Origin of the sequence: Pantoea eucalypti (genome assembly GCF_009646115.1) — a bacterium.
In the GTDB taxonomy this organism is placed as follows: domain Bacteria; phylum Pseudomonadota; class Gammaproteobacteria; order Enterobacterales; family Enterobacteriaceae; genus Pantoea; species Pantoea eucalypti.
Genome location: NZ_CP045720.1, coordinates 3,021,967 through 3,040,069 on the forward strand (window position 1 = coordinate 3,021,967; position 18,103 = coordinate 3,040,069).

General features: G+C 55.1%; 17 protein-coding genes. 5 read left to right on the plus strand and 12 right to left on the minus strand.

Annotated features, from left to right (window positions below):
- Positions 1–67: 67 nt before the first annotated feature.
- The 4 genes from EE896_RS14155 to EE896_RS14170 all read right to left on the minus strand — a co-directional run bounded on the left by EE896_RS14155 (position 68) and on the right by EE896_RS14170 (position 4,361).
- Positions 68–904 carry a Cof-type HAD-IIB family hydrolase gene (locus EE896_RS14155; RefSeq protein ID WP_008924994.1) on the minus strand — a complete coding sequence of 279 codons (837 nt, stop codon included), beginning with the start codon at positions 902–904 and terminating at the stop codon, positions 68–70.
- 101 nt (positions 905–1,005) lie between these two features.
- Complete coding sequence (locus EE896_RS14160) at positions 1,006–1,470, minus strand: RcnB family protein (protein ID WP_078804187.1); 465 nt, start codon at positions 1,468–1,470, stop codon at positions 1,006–1,008.
- A gap of 271 nt (positions 1,471–1,741) precedes the next feature.
- On the minus strand, positions 1,742–2,839 hold the full coding sequence (locus EE896_RS14165) for an ABC transporter substrate-binding protein (protein WP_078804186.1): 1,098 nt from the start codon (positions 2,837–2,839) through the stop codon (positions 1,742–1,744).
- A gap of 235 nt (positions 2,840–3,074) precedes the next feature.
- Positions 3,075–4,361 (minus strand): HAAAP family serine/threonine permease, encoded by a 1,287-nt coding sequence (locus tag EE896_RS14170; protein WP_003854047.1) that lies wholly within the window; start codon positions 4,359–4,361, stop codon positions 3,075–3,077.
- Between the two features lie 365 nt (positions 4,362–4,726).
- Here EE896_RS14170 and EE896_RS14175 point away from each other — a divergent pair, with 365 nt between their 5' ends.
- Both EE896_RS14175 and EE896_RS14180 read left to right on the plus strand, forming a co-directional pair.
- Positions 4,727–5,317, plus strand: a complete 591-nt coding sequence (locus tag EE896_RS14175) for a hypothetical protein (protein ID WP_003854049.1) — start codon at positions 4,727–4,729, stop codon at positions 5,315–5,317.
- A 150-nt stretch (positions 5,318–5,467) separates the two neighbouring features.
- On the plus strand, positions 5,468–6,661 hold the full coding sequence (locus EE896_RS14180; RefSeq protein WP_003854051.1) for a zinc-dependent alcohol dehydrogenase: 1,194 nt from the start codon (positions 5,468–5,470) through the stop codon (positions 6,659–6,661).
- Between the two features lie 64 nt (positions 6,662–6,725).
- Here EE896_RS14180 and EE896_RS14185 read toward each other — a convergent pair whose 3' ends face one another.
- On the minus strand, positions 6,726–6,932 hold the full coding sequence (locus EE896_RS14185; RefSeq protein WP_003854053.1) for a hypothetical protein: 207 nt from the start codon (positions 6,930–6,932) through the stop codon (positions 6,726–6,728).
- 188 nt (positions 6,933–7,120) lie between these two features.
- Between EE896_RS14185 and EE896_RS14190 the strand changes: the two genes are divergently transcribed.
- The gene (locus EE896_RS14190; protein ID WP_003854055.1) at positions 7,121–7,855 is read left to right on the plus strand and encodes a GNAT family N-acetyltransferase; all 735 of its coding nucleotides are present in this window, start codon (positions 7,121–7,123) and stop codon (positions 7,853–7,855) included.
- Positions 7,856–7,869: 14 nt separating this feature from the next.
- Here the strand turns inward: EE896_RS14190 and EE896_RS14195 are convergent, their stop codons facing one another.
- On the minus strand, positions 7,870–8,562 hold the full coding sequence (locus EE896_RS14195) for a YetF domain-containing protein (protein ID WP_003854056.1): 693 nt from the start codon (positions 8,560–8,562) through the stop codon (positions 7,870–7,872).
- 601 nt (positions 8,563–9,163) lie between these two features.
- On the opposite strand from EE896_RS14195, the gene EE896_RS14200 reads away from it, so the two are divergent.
- Positions 9,164–12,922 carry an NAD(P)-binding protein gene (locus tag EE896_RS14200; RefSeq protein ID WP_140915987.1) on the plus strand — a complete coding sequence of 1,253 codons (3,759 nt, stop codon included), beginning with the start codon at positions 9,164–9,166 and terminating at the stop codon, positions 12,920–12,922.
- Positions 12,923–12,936: 14 nt separating this feature from the next.
- On the opposite strand, the gene EE896_RS14205 is transcribed toward EE896_RS14200, so the two are convergent.
- The gene (locus EE896_RS14205; RefSeq protein ID WP_140915988.1) at positions 12,937–13,266 is read right to left on the minus strand and encodes a hypothetical protein; all 330 of its coding nucleotides are present in this window, start codon (positions 13,264–13,266) and stop codon (positions 12,937–12,939) included.
- Between the two features lie 351 nt (positions 13,267–13,617).
- On the opposite strand from EE896_RS14205, the gene EE896_RS14210 reads away from it, so the two are divergent.
- Positions 13,618–14,856, plus strand: a complete 1,239-nt coding sequence (locus tag EE896_RS14210) for an AI-2E family transporter (protein ID WP_003854064.1) — start codon at positions 13,618–13,620, stop codon at positions 14,854–14,856.
- A 65-nt stretch (positions 14,857–14,921) separates the two neighbouring features.
- Here the strand turns inward: EE896_RS14210 and EE896_RS14215 are convergent, their stop codons facing one another.
- From EE896_RS14215 to EE896_RS14235, 5 genes are all read right to left on the minus strand, one after another.
- Positions 14,922–15,239: a hypothetical protein gene (locus EE896_RS14215; protein WP_140033619.1), complete on the minus strand. Its 318-nt coding sequence runs from the start codon at positions 15,237–15,239 to the stop codon at positions 14,922–14,924.
- Between the two features lie 138 nt (positions 15,240–15,377).
- Positions 15,378–15,803 (minus strand): DUF4186 domain-containing protein, encoded by a 426-nt coding sequence (locus tag EE896_RS14220; RefSeq protein WP_140033620.1) that lies wholly within the window; start codon positions 15,801–15,803, stop codon positions 15,378–15,380.
- Between the two features lie 11 nt (positions 15,804–15,814).
- Positions 15,815–16,087: a cupin domain-containing protein gene (locus tag EE896_RS14225; RefSeq protein ID WP_003854069.1), complete on the minus strand. Its 273-nt coding sequence runs from the start codon at positions 16,085–16,087 to the stop codon at positions 15,815–15,817.
- A 474-nt stretch (positions 16,088–16,561) separates the two neighbouring features.
- Positions 16,562–16,795 (minus strand): hypothetical protein, encoded by a 234-nt coding sequence (locus EE896_RS14230; RefSeq protein ID WP_003854071.1) that lies wholly within the window; start codon positions 16,793–16,795, stop codon positions 16,562–16,564.
- A 297-nt stretch (positions 16,796–17,092) separates the two neighbouring features.
- The gene (locus EE896_RS14235) at positions 17,093–18,058 is read right to left on the minus strand and encodes a magnesium and cobalt transport protein CorA (protein WP_140033621.1); all 966 of its coding nucleotides are present in this window, start codon (positions 18,056–18,058) and stop codon (positions 17,093–17,095) included.
- Positions 18,059–18,103: the final 45 nt, after the last annotated feature.

An 18,103-nucleotide genomic window follows, 5' to 3' on the forward strand; every position in this document is an offset into this window, starting at 1 on the left:
GCCAGCCCTGGCAGGTCAGGCATCCGCTCAGCGCAATTCTGTTGCATCCGCGCTCTGAGACGCGAGGCTAAGCCTCTCTGGCGCTAAAAGGCCCCTCACCTGCCAGCATCTGCTCAATCACCTGCAGCACGCCCTGCTCGTTGTTAGAGGGTGCTTCAAAGCGCGCCGCCTGCTTTACCCGCTCTGGCGCGTTGCCCATGGCAAAACTAAAGCCGGACTGTTTGAGCATCTCCAGATCGTTACCGCCATCGCCGAAGGCCAGCACCTGATCGTGCGTAATCCCCCAACGTTGAGCCAGCAGATCCAGACCGTGCGCTTTATGATTTCCCGGCACGATCAAATCTACCGAACCGTGACCGCTGGAGGTCGCCGCCACGCGGCCCTGATGCAAACGCTCAATATCCGCCATCAGTGCTTCTATGTGATCGTCAGACAGATTCAGTGCGAACTTAAACAGCCTGTCATCCTGCACCTCATTCAGATGATGAATCGGCTTCAGCCGGTGACAGTAGTGGCGCATCTTCTTAAGCCAGGTCTCTTCCATGCCCTCGAAGTAATACGCGCTGTCACGTCCACACAGCAGGTAACGCAGGCCGGGATAGTTGCCGTTTTGCAGAGTGTCGATGACCGCTTCCACATCACGTCGTTCAAAGGCACCGCAAAACAGCTCCTCATCACGATCAATAATCCATGCGCCGTTCTCTGCCACAAAAGCGATATCGCTGGCGATCTCCGGGAAGAAGGATTTGAGCTGGTAATACTGATTGCCGCTGGCTACCACAAATTTGATGTCACGGGCGGTGAGTTGCTGATAGCCGTCGAGAAAACGGGATCGATTATACTGCTTGTTATCGTCCAGAAACGTGCCATCCATATCTACCGCAACCATCTTAACCGTCGTCATCATGACTCCTTACACAGGAAATTTCAGAGTGGAGTCTCAGGATAGCCGCTGGCGCAGCAAAACGGAAAGAAAGAGGGATGGCCTGAGCCATCCCCCGGGAATCAGTTCAGGGCGCTATTCAGCACCAGCGCGGTAATCACCCCGGTCGCGGCAGCAATCAGCACATAGTTGCCATCAATGTTTGCCCAGTGGTAACCACGTGGCGGTTCACGCAGACCGCGTTCATGCCAGTCGGCTACACGATAATGGTCACCGCGATATTCTGGCGGAACAGGATGGCCGCGACGGAAGTCGTGCCCCTGCCAGGCGAAATGGTCCCGTTCATTGCGGCCCTCTCTGCCATGGCGTTTGTTATCCTGATCCGGGCGATGATTGCCCATATCATGATCGCGATTGTCGCGGCCGCGATTCTGGTCAGGACCGCGATTGTCAGGACGATGATCATCATTCTGATGTGGTACCGGCATACGCGGTGCGTCTCCGTGATCGTCTGCCCGTGAGGCCTGAGAAAAGAGTGTGCTGCATGTCAAAAGTGAAGCGATAAGCGTAAGTGTTGTTTTTTTCATGATACTGCCTCCGAAAATAACGGCTGTTCAGGCACCGTTGATTGGCATGATGGCAATAATTGTGGCGGGAGACATCTTCAAAAGTCTTAAAATCCGGTAACTTACACACTATTACGCTTGCTTAGCGCTTTCTTAACACGCGTCATATCCGGACAGCTTTCCTGACGTAATCCAGATATCAAAGAGTCAGCCTGATAATCACGCATCAGGCTGACTGTTTAAGCGTTGAGATGCGTCAGGATGCTGAATCGCTCTCTGACGCGTTATCCGGTTATGGCGTACTGAGGATCACTGGCGCGTCCGGTAACCCGGTAAAGTGCGTCACAATGTGGTGATAATCAGCCGTCGGATCCAGATCCCTGAACAACTCCGGATAGAGATCTTTTGCCAGAATTTCCATTCCGATAATGTTGTAAGGGTGATTATAGAAATGGTGATAAACGCCATACACCCGCTTCTGTTTTATCGGTTCGATCTGCTCCAGACCGGTACGGCTCTGCAGGCGGTTAAAGGTGGCGGTCACGTCGGCCTGGCTGGCACCGTAGCCAAACGGCAGCACGTTGCTGTTCGGGCGTTTAGAGCCGGTCATGATGTAGACGTCCGGCTTCATGGCGATAATCTTCTCCAGCGACACAAATCCTGAACTGCCGGGCAGTAACGCTGAGCCGATATTTTTTCCACCGACCGCTTCTACCAGTGCGCCCCAGCCGTTATGACCGTGGGTAAAGCAGCAGTTATCGCTGTTGCCGGCAATTGGCTCAATAAACACTGTCGGCTTGTGCTGCACCTGCGCAATCTTCTGCTGAAGCATCTCCCAGCGCTGCTGGTAAAAATCTGCGTAGGCTTTTGCTTCGGCTTCGCGGTTCAGAACGGTGCCCAGCACTTTCACACTCTTCAGGGTATTCTCTTTTGGATGGAGTTCATCATCCAGGAACAGCACCGGGATATGCAGATTTTTCAGGGTCGCCAGCACGCCTGACTGCATCAGGGCCGGTTTGGCACGCAGCTGGGCAATCATCATATCGGGCTGCTGAGCCAGCACGCTCTCCAGATTGACCTGTCCCTGATCGTTAAAGCCCATATCCACAATGGATGCGGCCTGCGGCCAGCGCTGCTTCAGCAGGTCCCAGGTCTGAGTGTCCTGCTTTTTCGGCAGGTTGTTCCAGGCGACAACCCGCTGAAACGGATTCTGTCGATCCAGTAGTGCCAGCGACATCACGTCGCGCCCATCCTGCAAAATTACATGTTGCGGCTCTTTTTGCAGCGTAATTTTCTGGCCATCCATGTCGGTCACGGTGACCGGATAGGTGGTAGCCGCACAGGCCGTTGACAGTAAAAGTGTGGTAGCTGCAGCAATCCCGATTTTCATTTTTCTCCTGTCCCATAAAGGAATAATAATTATTCGCGTTTACTTTACCATGCGAATACGTAACAAATGTAAAAATTGCTGACCGGATGCTACTGTCCGAGAAGATCTGGAACGCGACTGCTGGCTGAAATCACGAAGCGATGGCGCAGAATTGCGGAGGAGGAGAGTAAGAACGGCGAGTGGCGGGCAGGAAAGCAGGCGCGTCTCAGCGTGACTGAGATGCGCCTGTTGCGTGTTACTTCACCAGCGAATAGAAGATTGCAGAGATAGCAATTAGTCCGATCAGCACAACAAACAGGTTGCTGATGTGACCACTGTATTTACGCATCGCGGGCACCTTCTGGATGGCATACATCGGCATCAGGAACAGGATCATGGCAATAATCGGTCCGCCCAGTGTCTCAATCATGCCGAGAATATTCGGGTCCAGCGTCGCCACCAGCCATGTGGTCAGCAGCATAAAGAGTGCCGTCAGGCGATTCAGTCTGGCTGGCGCGATGGTCTTACCGCGACTGCGCAACGCCTTATTGACCATACCGTTAAATCCTTCGCGCGCACCCAGATAGTGACCCAGGAATGATTTGGTGATCGCCACAATGGCAATCAGCGGCCCCATCCACGCAATCATCGGCACCTGAAAATGGTTAGCCAGATAAGAAAGGATGGTGATGTTCTGCGCCTTGGCAGCGTGTAAATCTTCGGGCGACAGGCTCAGCACGCAGCTGAACACAAAGAACATCACCGTCACTACCATCATCAGGTGCGAACAGGCCAGAATGCGCGAACACTTTTTCTCAGCGGCATCGCCATACTCTTCGCGCTTCGCCAGCGCAAAGGAAGAGATGATAGGTGAATGGTTAAACGAGAAGACCATCACCGGAATCGCCAGCCACAGCGTCATCCACAGGCTGCTGCCCGCAGGCTGAACGTTAAGGGTCGACAGCGCCGCGCCGTGCCAGTGTGGAATCAGGTAGCAGGCCATCAGCATCAGTACCGCCACAAACGGGTAAACCAGCACGCTCATCGCTTTCACGATCATCTTCTCGCCGAAACGCACAATGGTCATCAGTCCGACAATCAGCAGCAGCGACAGCAGCACACGCGGCGGTGGCACCAGGCCAAGCTGATGCACCATCAGGCTCTCTACCGTATTGGTAATCGCCACGCTGTACATCAGCAGTATCGGGTAGATAGCGAAGAAATAGAGCAGCGTAATCAGCTTGCCCGCGCCGATGCCAAAATGCTCCTCGACCACTTCAGTGATATCACCGGCCGGATTTTTACCGGAGAGCACAAAGCGCGTCAGAGCGCGGTGCGCAAAGAAGGTCAGCGGAAAAGCCAGCACCGCCATAATGATCAGCGGGATCAGACCGCCGACACCCGCATTAATTGGCAGGAACAGTACACCCGCGCCAATTGCCGTGCCGTATAAACCCAGCATCCACATGGTGTCGGTTTTACGCCATCCCGTATCGACGTCACTCTCAAGCGCACCCAGCGTGCCCGTTTGTGTGGTTTTCATCAGATTTTCCGTGTTAAAAAGCCGCCATTAATTTGAGCCAACAGGCAGGAAAAGGTCTCTCCCGCTCTCCGCCTCTGCTGCAAGCGGATCAGTGAAGGGTGCCGCTGATCCGCCCGCGCATAGGTAATCGATTGCGTGCGCCACTTTTTACACTACATGACGATAAAACTTCAAGTAACGAAGATAAACTCGCATGTGTTGCGCAAAAATCCGTCATATCGTGCAAGGCGACTGCACGGCGATCATGCCATTTATGTGGCGGTTTTACCCCCTTAAAAAGGTGATCCCTGCAACGATTCAGCATAACGGACTACGCTTTACCTCACGCTGTCGCGATCACGCCGACAGATGCAAAGGAGATGAAAATGAAGATTGCCTGCCTGGGATGGGGATCGTTAATCTGGAAAACCGGCGACCTGCCAGTGGCCAGTCCGTGGCATCATGATGGTCCTGCGGTACCGATTGAATTTGTGCGCATCGCTGACGGCGGTGAACTCTCGACCGCAATCTGTCTGAACGCAAAACCGGTGCAGGTACTCTGGGCCTGGTTAAACACGGCGTCACTGGAGAGCGCCTGCCGTGCATTGCGCCTTCGTGAGGCGATTCCGGACAGCCGCGTCGATGGCATCGGCATGATTACGGTGACAGAGAACGCAACCGGACCGCTGGCGGAGTGGGCACAGACGAAAGGCATTGAAGGATTAATCTGGACCGGTCTGCCCGCCCGCATGGCGGGAACGGAAGGCCAGATCCCCACGCTGGATGACGCACGGCACTATTTGCAGAATCTCACCGGTGAAACACGCGAGCATGCGTTTCACTACATCGAACAGGTTCCGGCGCAGATCGATACGGTTTATCGTCGTGCCTTTGCCGATCTGGCCCGCTGGCAGCCCGATTCGGCCTCCGCCCCGGTCGCTACGATCCAGCTGCATCCGCCCTGTCAGCCCGGCTGATACAGGTCAGTCATATGCACCGCTCTGCTTACTCCTCAAAGGGTTACTACACTTCAGGCAGGTTGCGATTTCAGGTTCCCTGAGTCTTTCCCGCGGGTAGTCACGCCTTCTGGCCTGACCACCATTCCCTTGTCAGCAGGAGATGAAGAGATGAAAGCATTAACTTATCATGGTCCCCATAAAGTCAGTGTGGATAACGTGCCCGATCCGGGACTGGAAGCCGCCGATGATATTATCCTGCGTGTGACCGCTACCGCTATTTGCGGTTCAGACCTGCATCTCTATCGCGGCAAAATCCCGGGGACCGGGCATGGCGATATCTTCGGTCATGAGTTTATGGGTGAAGTGGTTGAGACCGGAAGCGCCGTGACCGCCGTGGCCAAAGGTGATCGGGTTGTCATCCCTTTTGTTATCGCCTGTGGCGACTGCTTTTTCTGTCTCATGAGTCAGTATGCCGCCTGTGAAAATACCAATAGCGGACGAGGCGCTATCCTGAACCGCAAAAACATCACGCCACCTGCGGCGCTGTTTGGGTTCAGCAAGCTTTATGGCGGTGTGCCTGGCGGCCAGGCGGAATATGTCCGTGTGCCCAAAGCCAATACAGGCCCGTTCAAAGTGCCGTCGGTGCTGTCGGATGAAAAAGTGCTGTTCCTGTCGGATATTCTGCCCACTGCCTGGCAGGCGGTGAAAAACGCTGAGGTCAAGCCGGGCTCCAGCCTGGCAATTTTCGGTGCCGGACCGGTTGGCCTGCTCAGTGCTGCCTGCGCCCGCCAGCAGGGTGCCGAACAGATCTACATGATTGACCATAATAATTACCGCTTAAACTTTGCCCGCGAACGTTACGGCGTAATCCCGATTAATTTCGATGAAATTGATGATCCGGCTGGCTGGATTATCGAACACAGTACCGGCAATCGCGGTGTAGATGCCGTAATTGATGCCGTCGGGTTTGAGGCAAAAGGCAGCATGACTGAGACCGTGCTCACCAATCTCAAGCTGGAAGGCAGTAGCGGCAAAGCATTGCGTCAGTGTATTGCTGCAGTGCGACGTGGCGGTATCGTCAGCGTGCCAGGCGTCTACGCAGGATTTATTCACGGCTTTCTGTTTGGCGATGCCTTCGACAAAGGGCTGACCTTTAAGATGGGACAGACGCATGTCCATGCTTATCTGCCTGACCTGCTGAAGCTGATTGAGCAGGGCCATCTGACGCCGGAAGAGATTATAACTCACCATCTCCCGCTGGAAGATGCCGCACGCGGCTACGATATTTTCGCAAAACGCGAAGAGGAGTGTCGCAAGGTGATTCTGGTGCCTGGCATGGCAGCCTCCCAGGCCACCATTTAGTCACATGAACCAGCAGGGCCACATTCCCTGCTCCCCGGCAGAGAACTCTGCCGGGGAATTCATTTCAAAACGGCTTACGCTCCAGACTGCTTCGCCACTCCCGCCGCTCCAGCAGATGTTCATCCGGCGAATCCGCCGTGTCCACCTGACTCCCCTGCTCGAGCAGTCGCGCACTGCGTGAATGGGGATGACTTTCACTGATCACCTGTTGTGAAAACGCGCCAAACGATAACAGCAAAAACAGTAATGTACTGGCCAGCCTCACTTTCATACGCACACCTCAATGAATTCGGTGTCGCTATGCTGCCTGAAGGGTTTTCATTTTCTGTCAGTAACAGGCAAAGTTATGTGGGTAGCGGGAACAAGCTGCGACGGGTTTACTCGCGGTTCAGGATAGCCCGTCAGTACAGCTCGAAAGTTTTCCCGCTTCCCGTCCCTATTCCCTTCAGGAGGATGCCAGTGAACATCAATCAGTTTGATCAGCCGGTCGGTGAAGCGTTGCCTGACTGGCAGCCGGTCGCCAGACCTCACGGCGTTCCTCTCCAGGGACAGCACTGCCTTCTTTTACCGCTTAGCGTGGAACATGCGGCGTCGCTGTTACAGGCCTTTATGCTGGCACCGGATGATCGCGACTGGACCTGGCTGAGCGCAGAGCGGCCCGCTTCGCTGATGCAGATGCAGCGCTGGATTGCAGATAAAGTTGCTGATAAAGCCCTGGTACCCTTCACTGTCTGCACGCCGAATCAGCAGCCCTGCGGTGTGGTCTGCTTCGCCAGCATTGAACCCGAACATGGCACCCTTGAAATCGGTCACGTCACCTGGTCGCCGCTGATGCAGCGTAGTGTTATCGGCAGCGAGGCGATTTTTCTGCTGCTGCAACAGGCTTTCTCGCTGGGGTATCGGCGAGTCGCGTGGCGCTGTGATTCAACCAATGTGGCGTCACGACGCGCAGCAGAACGGCTGGGGTTTCGATTTGAGGGCCGTTTTCGTCAGGTCATGACGCGAAAACAGCGTAATCGGGATACCGACTGGCTGTCGATGATTGATCGGGAATGGCCAGACGTTCAGCGCGCCCTGAACGCCTGGCTGAGCGCGGATAATTTCACCGCCGAAGGAGAGCAAAAGCGCTCACTCAGCGCCTGTTTCGCCGGTGCTCATCGGGGCGATACTGACGCGACAAGCCGGAAAGGTTAAGCAGGCACGGGCCATTAATGCAGCCGACGCACGCTCAGTGCCGCAGACCAGCGCTGCCGCTGACAGCGCGGACAGACGGCCGGCTGCCCGGCTTCTATCCTCTGTGTTTGCCCGCAATGCGTGCAGGCGTAAAGGGCGCTGATCGGCACCGTACTGTAATCCTGCCGATGCTCCGGCGGCAGTATGCTTAGCCCGGCGCGCATCTCATTATCATCATAGAAATAGAGGCTAAGCTGACCGTCGACCTCCACCAGCGCCAGCCGGACCTGTCCCAAATGCTCCACGCCGCTCTGCCGCAACTCCATAAAGAACTCATCTTCGGAAATATTCAGCCGATCCAGACTTTCCAGCACATACAACCCATCTTTAATCAGCGTAATGACGTCGCCCTGAATAAATCGTGAAAAGCGCGGGCTGTGTGCCGTCAGCCAGGTCGTCAGGCGGTAGAGGGCCAGAAGCACCACAAACACCATAATGACCGGCAACACCGGTACATCATCGTAAAATGTGACGTCACCCGATGCCGAGCCCAGTGTCAGGATGACCACCAGTTCGAACAGGGACAGCTGGCGCACGCCGCGTCGTCCAGACACTTTCAAAAAGGTGAATACCACCAGATATGCGATCAGGACCCGCGCCACCACCTCAAATAAAAAAGTGGCCGGTTGATCGTTGAGTAAGAAACGGTGCCAGTCGAATGAGAACATAGTCTGCTAAACATCCTGTTTTAAAGGAACACGCATTATCGCAGCCCTCCGTTGATGACCCGCAGATTCAGGCCAGTGATAAGTAAATCTTGTCGCCAGCCCGCCAAAAGGCAAGCGAAGCTGTAACGTAAAAGCGGGTGAGTCTGACCTCTCTGCATGTGAAGGAAAAGGTTAATAAAGCTGAAAATAGCGCTGACTTCGTTCACGTTGCGCTTATCAAACAGATTATGAAACCTAACCAAAAAATATCCTGTTTCTGACTGGAATTCTTTTACCGCTGCGCTTTTTTCTTTTTACTTCAATAAGTTGATTACCACACTCTCGCATCTATACTTTCCAGTAAGGCTTCCATAAACCCGATAACATTCAGAGAAGTCAGCCTTTTTCCTGCCGATAGCGCCGCACGTAGACACCTGCTATCTCTCGTCAAGACCGCCACAGGACCTGATGCCTGTCCTTCAGTGGTTGTGCCTTATGGCAAGGATCGCCCATCTGTTCAGACTGGTCATAACGACCAGTCTGCAATGCATACCTGTAACGCCCTGACCCGTTTCACGACGGCTCGTCAGAGAGAAACGTGTTGCTTTTTTCGGGAGATGCCATGACGCCTTTTACCAGTTTCTGGCAGGCCGGCTATGAAGGTGCCGACCATATCAATCCTGCCGGGATTGCGCTGTCGATGAACGATCTTAACCAGCATCAGACACGTGTAGCAGAGGATTATGCCGCGCTGTCCCCCTTTTCTATTCGCACGGTACGCGAAAGCGTCGGCTGGCGCTTATGTGAACGCGATGGGCATTATGACTTTTCGACGGTCGCTGCGCGGATGCGGGCCGCAGAGCAGCAGGGCATCCAGCTGAGCTGGACAATCTGCCATTACGGCTGGCCCGCTGGCGTCAGCCTGTTTGATCACGATTTTATCAGTCGCTTTGCTGCGTTCTGCGGTGCGCTGGCCCGCTTTCTGGCGCCCTGGTATCAGCAGCCGCCGGTCTACTCCCCAATGAATGAAATCTCCTTTGTCAGTTGGGGCATCTCGGTCGGGCTGTTCGCCTGTGAGGCGATTCCGGCGCCGGATCGGGCGGATGCTGCCAAGCAGCAACTGGTTCGCGCCACTCTGGCCGCCTGTGATGCGATCTGGCTGGCCGATCCGCGCGCCCGTCTGCTGCACTGCGATCCGCTGATCCATATCGTGCCCGATCCTGCCGATCCCACCAGTGACGTGCTGGCACGTGAGATGTGCGATACCCAGTATCAGGCGTGGGACATGCTTAGCGGCAGGCGTAACCCGGAGCTGGGTGGCACACCCCGCTATCTCGATCTGATTGGCGTGAATTACTACCACGATAACCAGTGGGAACAGGGCTCAAACCTCCGCCTTTACTGGCATCTGGGCGACAACCGCCGCCAGCCACTGCATCAGATGCTGCAGCAAGTCTGGCAGCGTTACCAGCGGCCCATTCTGCTGGCGGAAACGAGTCATGTTGGCAGCGGACGTGGAGCCTGGATCAGCGAAATCACCACCCAGGTAGCGCAGGCACAGCTGGCAGGCGTTGATCTGATCGGCATCTGCCTCTATCCGATCCTCGATCGTCCCTTGTGGGAAGAGACAACCTTCTGGACCCGCAGCGGTTTATGGGATCTCGATCTGCTGGGGCCGGATCCTTACGCCCGCCAGTTACAGCAGCCTTATGCCGACGCTTTACGGCAGGCGCAGCGCTTTTTGCAGCACATTCAGTCCCCACTACAACGTCAGGAGCACACCATGAAACCACCTGTTCTCATTGTTTTCAGCCATTTACGCTGGGGATTTGTTTTCCAGCGTCCGCAGCAGCTTCTGACACGCCTGGCGCAGCACTATCGCGTGCTGTTTGTCGAGGAGCCGGTCCGGCAGTCGGGGCCACCGGGTCTGCATCAGAGTTCACCTGCCGCTAACATCACGGTCATCCAGCCACATACCGACAGCGACGCGCCCGGTTTTCATGACAGCCAGATCGCGCCACTGTTGCTGCTGCTGGCGCCACTTCTTGAGGAAGATGAACAGCCGCTGATCTGGTTCTATACGCCGATGGCGCTGCCGCTGCTGACGCCGTTTGATCCCTCGCTGGTAATTTACGACTGTATGGATGAGCTTTCCGCCTTCCAGAATGCGCCGCGCCAGTTGCAACAGCGCGAATCGGCACTGATGACCCGCGCCGATCTGGTCTTTACCGGCGGCACCAGTCTTTACGAAGCGAAGCGTGACAAACATTCTCAGGTCTATTGCTTTCCCAGCAGTGTCGATGCTGTTCATTTTGAGCAGGCACGCGATCGCACTAATCGTCATCCGTTGCAGGATACGATTCCACCGCAGCGTCTGGGATACTACGGCGTGCTTGATGAGCGCATCGACCTGTCGCTGATTGCGACGCTGGCAGACACCCACCCCGAATGGCAGATCATTATGGTTGGGCCGGTAGTAAAAATTGATCCCGCCAGCCTGCCACAGCGCGACAATATTCACTGGCTCGGCCAGCAGCCCTACCAGGCACTGCCGCAATTTCTGGCAGGCTGGGATGTTTGTCTGATGCCGTTCGCCATTAATGCCTCCACCCGCTTCATCTCGCCTACCAAGGTGCTGGAATATATGGCGGCGCAGCTGCCGATTGTCAGTACCGCGATTGTCGATGTGGCGCGCCACTACGCAGAGGAGGTGGCAGTAGCAGAAACTCACCCGGCGTTTATTGCCGCTTGTGAACAGGCAATGGCGATGGGTGCCGCTGAGCGGCTGGCGCTGATGGGACGGATGCAGACAAAAGTGGATGCCACCTCATGGGATCGCACCGCTGAGCAGATACATGGACTGATCCAGCAGGCGCTCGCGCAACGTCAGCCTGCCCTGAAGTCAGCCAGTCAGGCCAGCGCACAGGCTAACGTCACACCTTTAACGCCGGCCATGCTGGAGAGCGATGCGGTGCCGTGCCTGATTATCGGAGCCGGACCCACCGGGCTGAGCGCCGGTTATCACTATGGCGAAGGTGCCGTACTGCTGGAGAAAAATAGCACCCCAGGCGGCTGGTGCCGCTCGATTGACGATCAGGGGTTCACCTTCGATTATGCTGGTCACATTATGTTCTCGCAGGACCCATATGTGTTGCAGCTCTATGAAATGCTGCTGGGCGACAATCTGCACTGGCAGGCACGTGAAGCCTGGGTCTACAGTGACGGCGTGTATACCCGCTATCCGTTCCAGTCTGCGCTGCACGGCTTGCCGGTCGAGGTGGTAAAAGAGTGCGTGCTGGGGGCTATCGAGGCGCGTTATGGCGCAACGGCGACAGCTGCCGTGCCGCTGGATCGCGCGCGGGCGCGGCGGGATTGCTGTGCGGATGGCGCGATTCCGGATGAGGGCAGCAGCAGCGGCATGGTGGAAGGCGAAGAGGATTTCCAGCACTTCATTATGCGAACCTGGGGTAAAGGCATCGCACGTCACTTTGCCCTGCCCTACAACCAGAAGCTGTGGAAAGTGCCGCTGACAGATATGGAAACCTCCTGGCTGGGCGGACGCGTCCCACTGCCCGATCTGTCGCAGATCATCGATGGCGCACTACAACCACTGGCGAAACCGGTCGGCCCTAACGCCCGATTTGGCTATCCGCTGCGCGGCGGTTTCCAGGCACTGATGTCCGGCTTCCTGCCGCATCTGAAATGTACGCTGGAAACGGATACGACGCTGACCCGCATCTATTCGCAGGCGCATGTTGCGCTGCTGGCGGATGGTCGCCACTACCGTTATGAGCAGTTGATTAGCACCATGCCGCTACCTGAGCTGATTAAACTGATGGGCGATGAGGTGCCGGAGAGTGTGCAACGGGCGGCGCAGCAGCTGCAGTTTGTTTCGGTGCGCTGTGTGAATCTGGGCATTGGTCGCGCTGATCTGACCGAAAAGCACTGGATTTACTATCCTGGCGATACGCTGTTCCACCGCATCTTTGTGCAGGGTAATGCCAGCCCACACTGCAATCCGCCGGGCGGATTCGGCTTAACCTGCGAAATCACCTACAATGCGGCCAACCCACTGCCGCTGGAGGGCGATGCGCTGATTGAGCGCTGCCGTCAGGATTGCATCAGGGTCGGCATGATCACTGCGGACGATCCGCTGCTTTGTGCTTCAGAGGTTGATATGCCCTATGCCTACGTGGTCTATGACCATGCACGAAGCGATAACGTGGCGCTGATCCGTCAGTGGCTGCTGACTCAGGATATTCATCTGTCGGGTCGCTACAGCGAGTGGGAATATTACAATTCGGATCACGCGTTTCTGGCAGGTAAACGTGCAGCCGAAAATGTCCGGCTGCAGCATGTCCGCGCAGGAACCGTTGGCTGATTTTAAGCCGCCCGCTACGACAGTCGCTGGCTGCACTTCGCGGCTTTCAGCGACTGTAACTGATTCAGTCGCCGTTCTGCCTTCTGGCTGGCATTGTATTTCGCAATGCCATTACCCAGCCCGAAATCGCCGACAAACCCCAGTACGGTCAGTGCATCAAACTGGCCGGTTTGCTCAATGTCACTCTGCACGCTTTGCGCTTTCACGAGTTCCTGATCCAGTGCACTGCAGTTAAGTGTCGCCGTCTCTTCCGGCGTTACCGCCGCCGCCTGAGGATACTGTTTGGTGGCACAGCCGGTTAGTGCCAGCGCCAGCAGCACCGTTAAAACGCTCGGTTTACCCATTTCTTATTGCCTGTTTTTTGCTCAGTCAACGCTATTATCGGCAGCATACACAGAGAACATGAGTCTCTGACCTACCAATAATGGTCGAAACCGCTACGCTAATGTAGGATTCAGCGCGCTGCAGTCATAAGCAGCCTGCTACCGACCGGAAGTCACGCAGCGAACGAACATTATCCGTTCATCACTTCTGCCAGACCTTTCAGATAGTTAGCCAGTATGATGCTGCCACCAGCAGCGTGTTAAGAACAAAGCCAGACCGTTAATGCGTCCCAGGCCCTCGCATAGGCGAAGACAGGCACAGAAAATTTGCGCGTCGGGTTTATCAGCGTTTGTTCCAGATGAGGTTTTTCCATGCGTTTTAAAGGATTGAACATCGGGTTTTTCATTTTGATTCTGGCTATCGCCACCGTCGCTTTTTTTGACGTCCTTTCGCCCTATTTCTCGTCGATTTTATGGGCAGCGATTCTGGCGGTCATTTTCCATCCGCTGAAAACCTGGCTTCGTAATCGACTGGGTGATCGTAATGGCGTAGCGGCGTTAATTACCCTGCTCTGTATTTGCCTGATTGTGTTTACGCCGCTGGCGATCATTGCCTCCTCACTGGTGGTTGAAACCAACGCGGTCTATCACAAGCTGCAGACCAACTCGTCGCAGTTCCCGGTGGTCTTCGCCGATCTGTTGCAGCATCTGCCGCGCTGGGCGAAGCATTTTCTGGCTGAAAACAATCTGGATAACGCCGGGCAAATTCAGCAGAAGCTCTCCTCGTTTGCCCTTAAGGGCGGTCAGTATGTCGCAGGCAGCGCCTTTATCATCGGTAAAGGGACGTTCAGCTTCACCGTCGGCTTTGGCATCATGCTTTATCTGCTGTTCTTCCTGCTGAAAGATGGCTCCTATCTGGTACATCTGATTCTGGAAGCGCTGCCGCTCTCAACCTACGTGAAGCATCACCTGATGGTGAAGTTTGCCGCCGTGGCGCGCGCGACGGTGAAAGGCACGGTGGTAGTCGGTATCGTTCAGGGTATTCTCGGCGGGCTGGCCTTCTGGTTTACCGGCATCGACGGCAGCCTGCTGTGGGGTGCGCTGATGGCCTTCCTCTCCCTGATTCCGGCCGTCGGTTCCGCCATTATCTGGGTGCCTGCGGCGATCTTCTTCTTCGCCACTGGCGCACTGTGGAAAGGGCTGTTCCTGGTGGGTTTCTTCGTGGTGATTGTCGGTCTGGTGGATAATATCCTGCGTCCGCTGCTGGTCGGCAAAGACACCAAAATGCCTGACTATATGATCCTGATTGCCACGCTGGGCGGTATGGAAATCTACGGCATTAACGGTTTTGTTATCGGTCCGGTGATTGCTGCTCTGTTTATCGCCTGCTGGAATCTCCTCTCCGGACGCGACAACCGCGAGAATATCGAAGCCATCGACGAAGAGTTTATCGAAGAAGGCAAGAAACAGTCCGATGACGCCGCCGAGGCAGCAGCAGAAGCCGCGGCAGAAGCGGCTGCGGCATCAGCGGAAGCGGCTGCAGAAACGGAAAGCAAAGTCTCAGCGTTAGTCGCCTCGCAGAGAGAGAAAGCAGCCTTGAATAAGCCCTGACAGCGTCAGGCCATAAAAAAACCCACCTTTCGGTGGGTTTTTTTTAACTCTGAAACAGCAGCGAATTAGTTGGTCGCTTTGTTTTTCAGATCTTCAGCACCCTGCTTGGTTTTATCCCAGCCTTTCTCAGTGCCTTCTTTGGTTTTGTGCCAGCCCTTCTGTGTACCTTCGGTGATTTTGCTACCGGTGGTGTGGCTCTTGCCTTCAGCGTCGTGCTCAGACTTCAGCTTCAGCTCTTCGCCTTCGTTCTGGGTCTGATGCAGTTTTTCTTTCGCGGTATCAGCGCCTTTATGCGCTTCTGCAACGGTGTTGTCTGTAGTAGTAGCAGCAAATACTGGCGAGGCCAGCAAAATAGCAGACAGTGCAATAATTGATTTCTTCATAATTCCCTCTGTATTCATCGTTGCCGTGTAGGTTTTAATCCTGGCATAGCCTTCCCAGGAAAGATTTAAGAATAAACCAGGAATGAAAAAGGGCCAGTTTTCACCAGAAAAAGTGATTGATTGTAGATTTTTCGCCCACTACCAAAGCGCGAGCTGCGGATCGTCGTCTTTTTCAGGCTGATTTCGGGTCACGCGAACAGGCGGCGCAGACTGTTCCAGCTGTCGCGTAATCCACGCCAGTAACACCGTTACCACATACACCTGCTGCTCAGCACTCAGCGGCTGATGCTGTCCGATATTGTGCCATTTACTCAGACAGCCACGACAGCATGTCGCGGTGGCGTGCTGGGCGATAAACACCGGATGGCCGCGCATGGGTGTCTGTTTGCCATCATTCTCAGGCTGGGCAGGCGCAAGGCGCTGTTCCACAAACTCTGCGGCGTGCTGCCTCACTACCGACTCGCCTTTGCTGTTGGCGTAATCATATTCAGCGCGTCCAAGGCGAAAACGCTGGCGGAACGGTGAGCGCGCCAGCCGGATAAAGAGATCGTCTGAAACCTTCATGCTAATACTCGTTACTCATATTTACGTCCCGCCAGATAACTGACGCCCTGCAGACCAAACGCCTCGCGATGCAGCTCATTCGGCTGCAGGTGAAATGTCTCACCGGGATGATACGTCGTGTCGCCCTGTTCAGTACTGATAGTGATGTCACCACTGAGAATCAGTGCCAGCGCCTCAAAGGGATGGACGTGATTATCAAGCTGGGCTGACGCTGCTCGTTCAACCAGCAGCGGCTCATCAAAGCCCTGTTCGGCTAACAATTTTCTGAATTCATGTTCGGTCATGGCAACACCTCAATGTGGAACAGACCCTAAGCAGTGTAGACGATCTTTATGGTTACTTATGGCACTCAACGGGTTACGTACCGTCGCGCAGGCAACGTTGTTGACCGGTCAGTCGGATGCTGTTCCTGCTTTCTTATTGTCGCTGGTTTGACATCAGGATGACAAAAAAGTGTGTTCACCATGAAAGAACAGGACTATTGCTGATTAATCACCAATAGTCCAAAAGAGGCGTGGAGGCCCGTCGGGCACAGACGCTGCTGACTCAAACAGGACTCATTATGCTGCAATCAGACGAAAACGAACCCCGCAGCGACAGCCAGTGAATCGTAGCGTAGGCCAGTCGCGTAGAGTGGCGTGGATAGCGTTATTGTCGGCGGTGGTGCCAGTAGGTTAAATGCGGCGGCAGCGTAACGGTGTGCGCACCCGACGATGGATTACTGAATGCCAACCGCCAGGCGTCTTCCCGGATGGAAACTAGTGCTGGTTGCCCATTTTTTCGGCGTAGTCGATATGTTCGGAAAGACTGGCAACCAGTTTTTTGGCCATTTCAATGGTCAGCCCCAGGAACAGCGTCTCCTGCGGGCCCTGTTCACGCGGGGCGTCGGGATCGATATAACCGAATTTGAGGACGAGTGCCTGATGCGAACTCAGAGGACCGATATGCCAGCCGGTGATGGGGTAGAAGGTAAAACGTGTAAATTCATTCACATTAATCCTGACTGTAAAAGCATAACGCTGATTGATAGTCAGGCCAGCTCTGATGATAAAACATGAGTGGAGTAGTGAGTCTGAACTAAATCGACAGGATTACAAGGGCAGCGGCAGAATAAGCGCAGCGTCAAAGGGTTCGCTTTGTGGCGGTGTCTGTTGCCTGTTCTGCCGGACCAATCCCGCGCATCTTCATGTGGACCCGCAGCAAAAACGGGCAGTTGCGTCAGGTACAGCGAAAGAACACGGGTCAGGAACAGGATGACCGTTTATGCACCCTCTCCTGACCCGTCACGATTACAACCAGCCAGAGCGGCGCAGCCTGGCCCACAGCCCGCCGCAGGCCACCAGCGTCAGCCCGACAGCCAGCGGATAACCATACAGCGACTTCAGCTCTGGCATGTGCTCGAAGTTCATGCCATACATGCTGAATACAACTGTCGGGATCACCAGAATCGCGCCCCAGCCGGCCAGCTTTTTCACCACTTCATTCTGCTGCACCGTGACCAGCGCCAGATTGACCTGCATGGCGCTGGTCAGCATCTCGCGCATATCTTCCGCGTCAGTTACCACATGGCGGGCATGGTCCTGTACGTCACGGATATAGGCACGCAGCGGACGGGGTATCAAATCTTCATGCAGGTGAATCAGCTGATTGCAGATCTCTTCAACCGGTAGCGCCACATTGCGCAGCGACAGCAGATGACGACGCATGGTGTAAACCGATTGCACCGACTTGCGGTCGAATTCGCTGGTAAAGAGATCGTTCTCCATCTGCCCGACCCGCTCATTCAGTGAGGTGGAGAGTTGAGCATACCGATCCACGACAAAATCGAGCAGGCAGTAAAGCGGATAGGCCGGACCAAATTTTAGCAGCGCCGGGTTTTCAGACGCCCGCTGTCGCACCGGGGTGTAGCTTTCCGATGCGCCGTGACGGATGCTGATCAGGAATTTTTTCCCAACAAAGAAATGGGACTCACCCAGCTCGCAGGTATCATCCTTAGCGCACACCGTCTTCACGACAATAAACAGTGAGTCGCCATAATGTTCGATTTTAGGTCGCTGATGGGCATTAAGCGCATCCTCAACCGCCAGTTCGTGGAGTCCAAACTCCTCTTTAATCTTCGCCATAAACTCAGCGTCTGGCTGCCACAGCCCAAGCCAGATAAACGCCTCCGGCTCTTTAATCACTTCACTGATATCATCGACCTGGACCTCTTCGCCCGCGCATCCCGGACGATACACCATGCTACTTACGATCATCTTCTGCATTCCTGTTGTGACAGTACATGGAGCTTAGCTAATGCC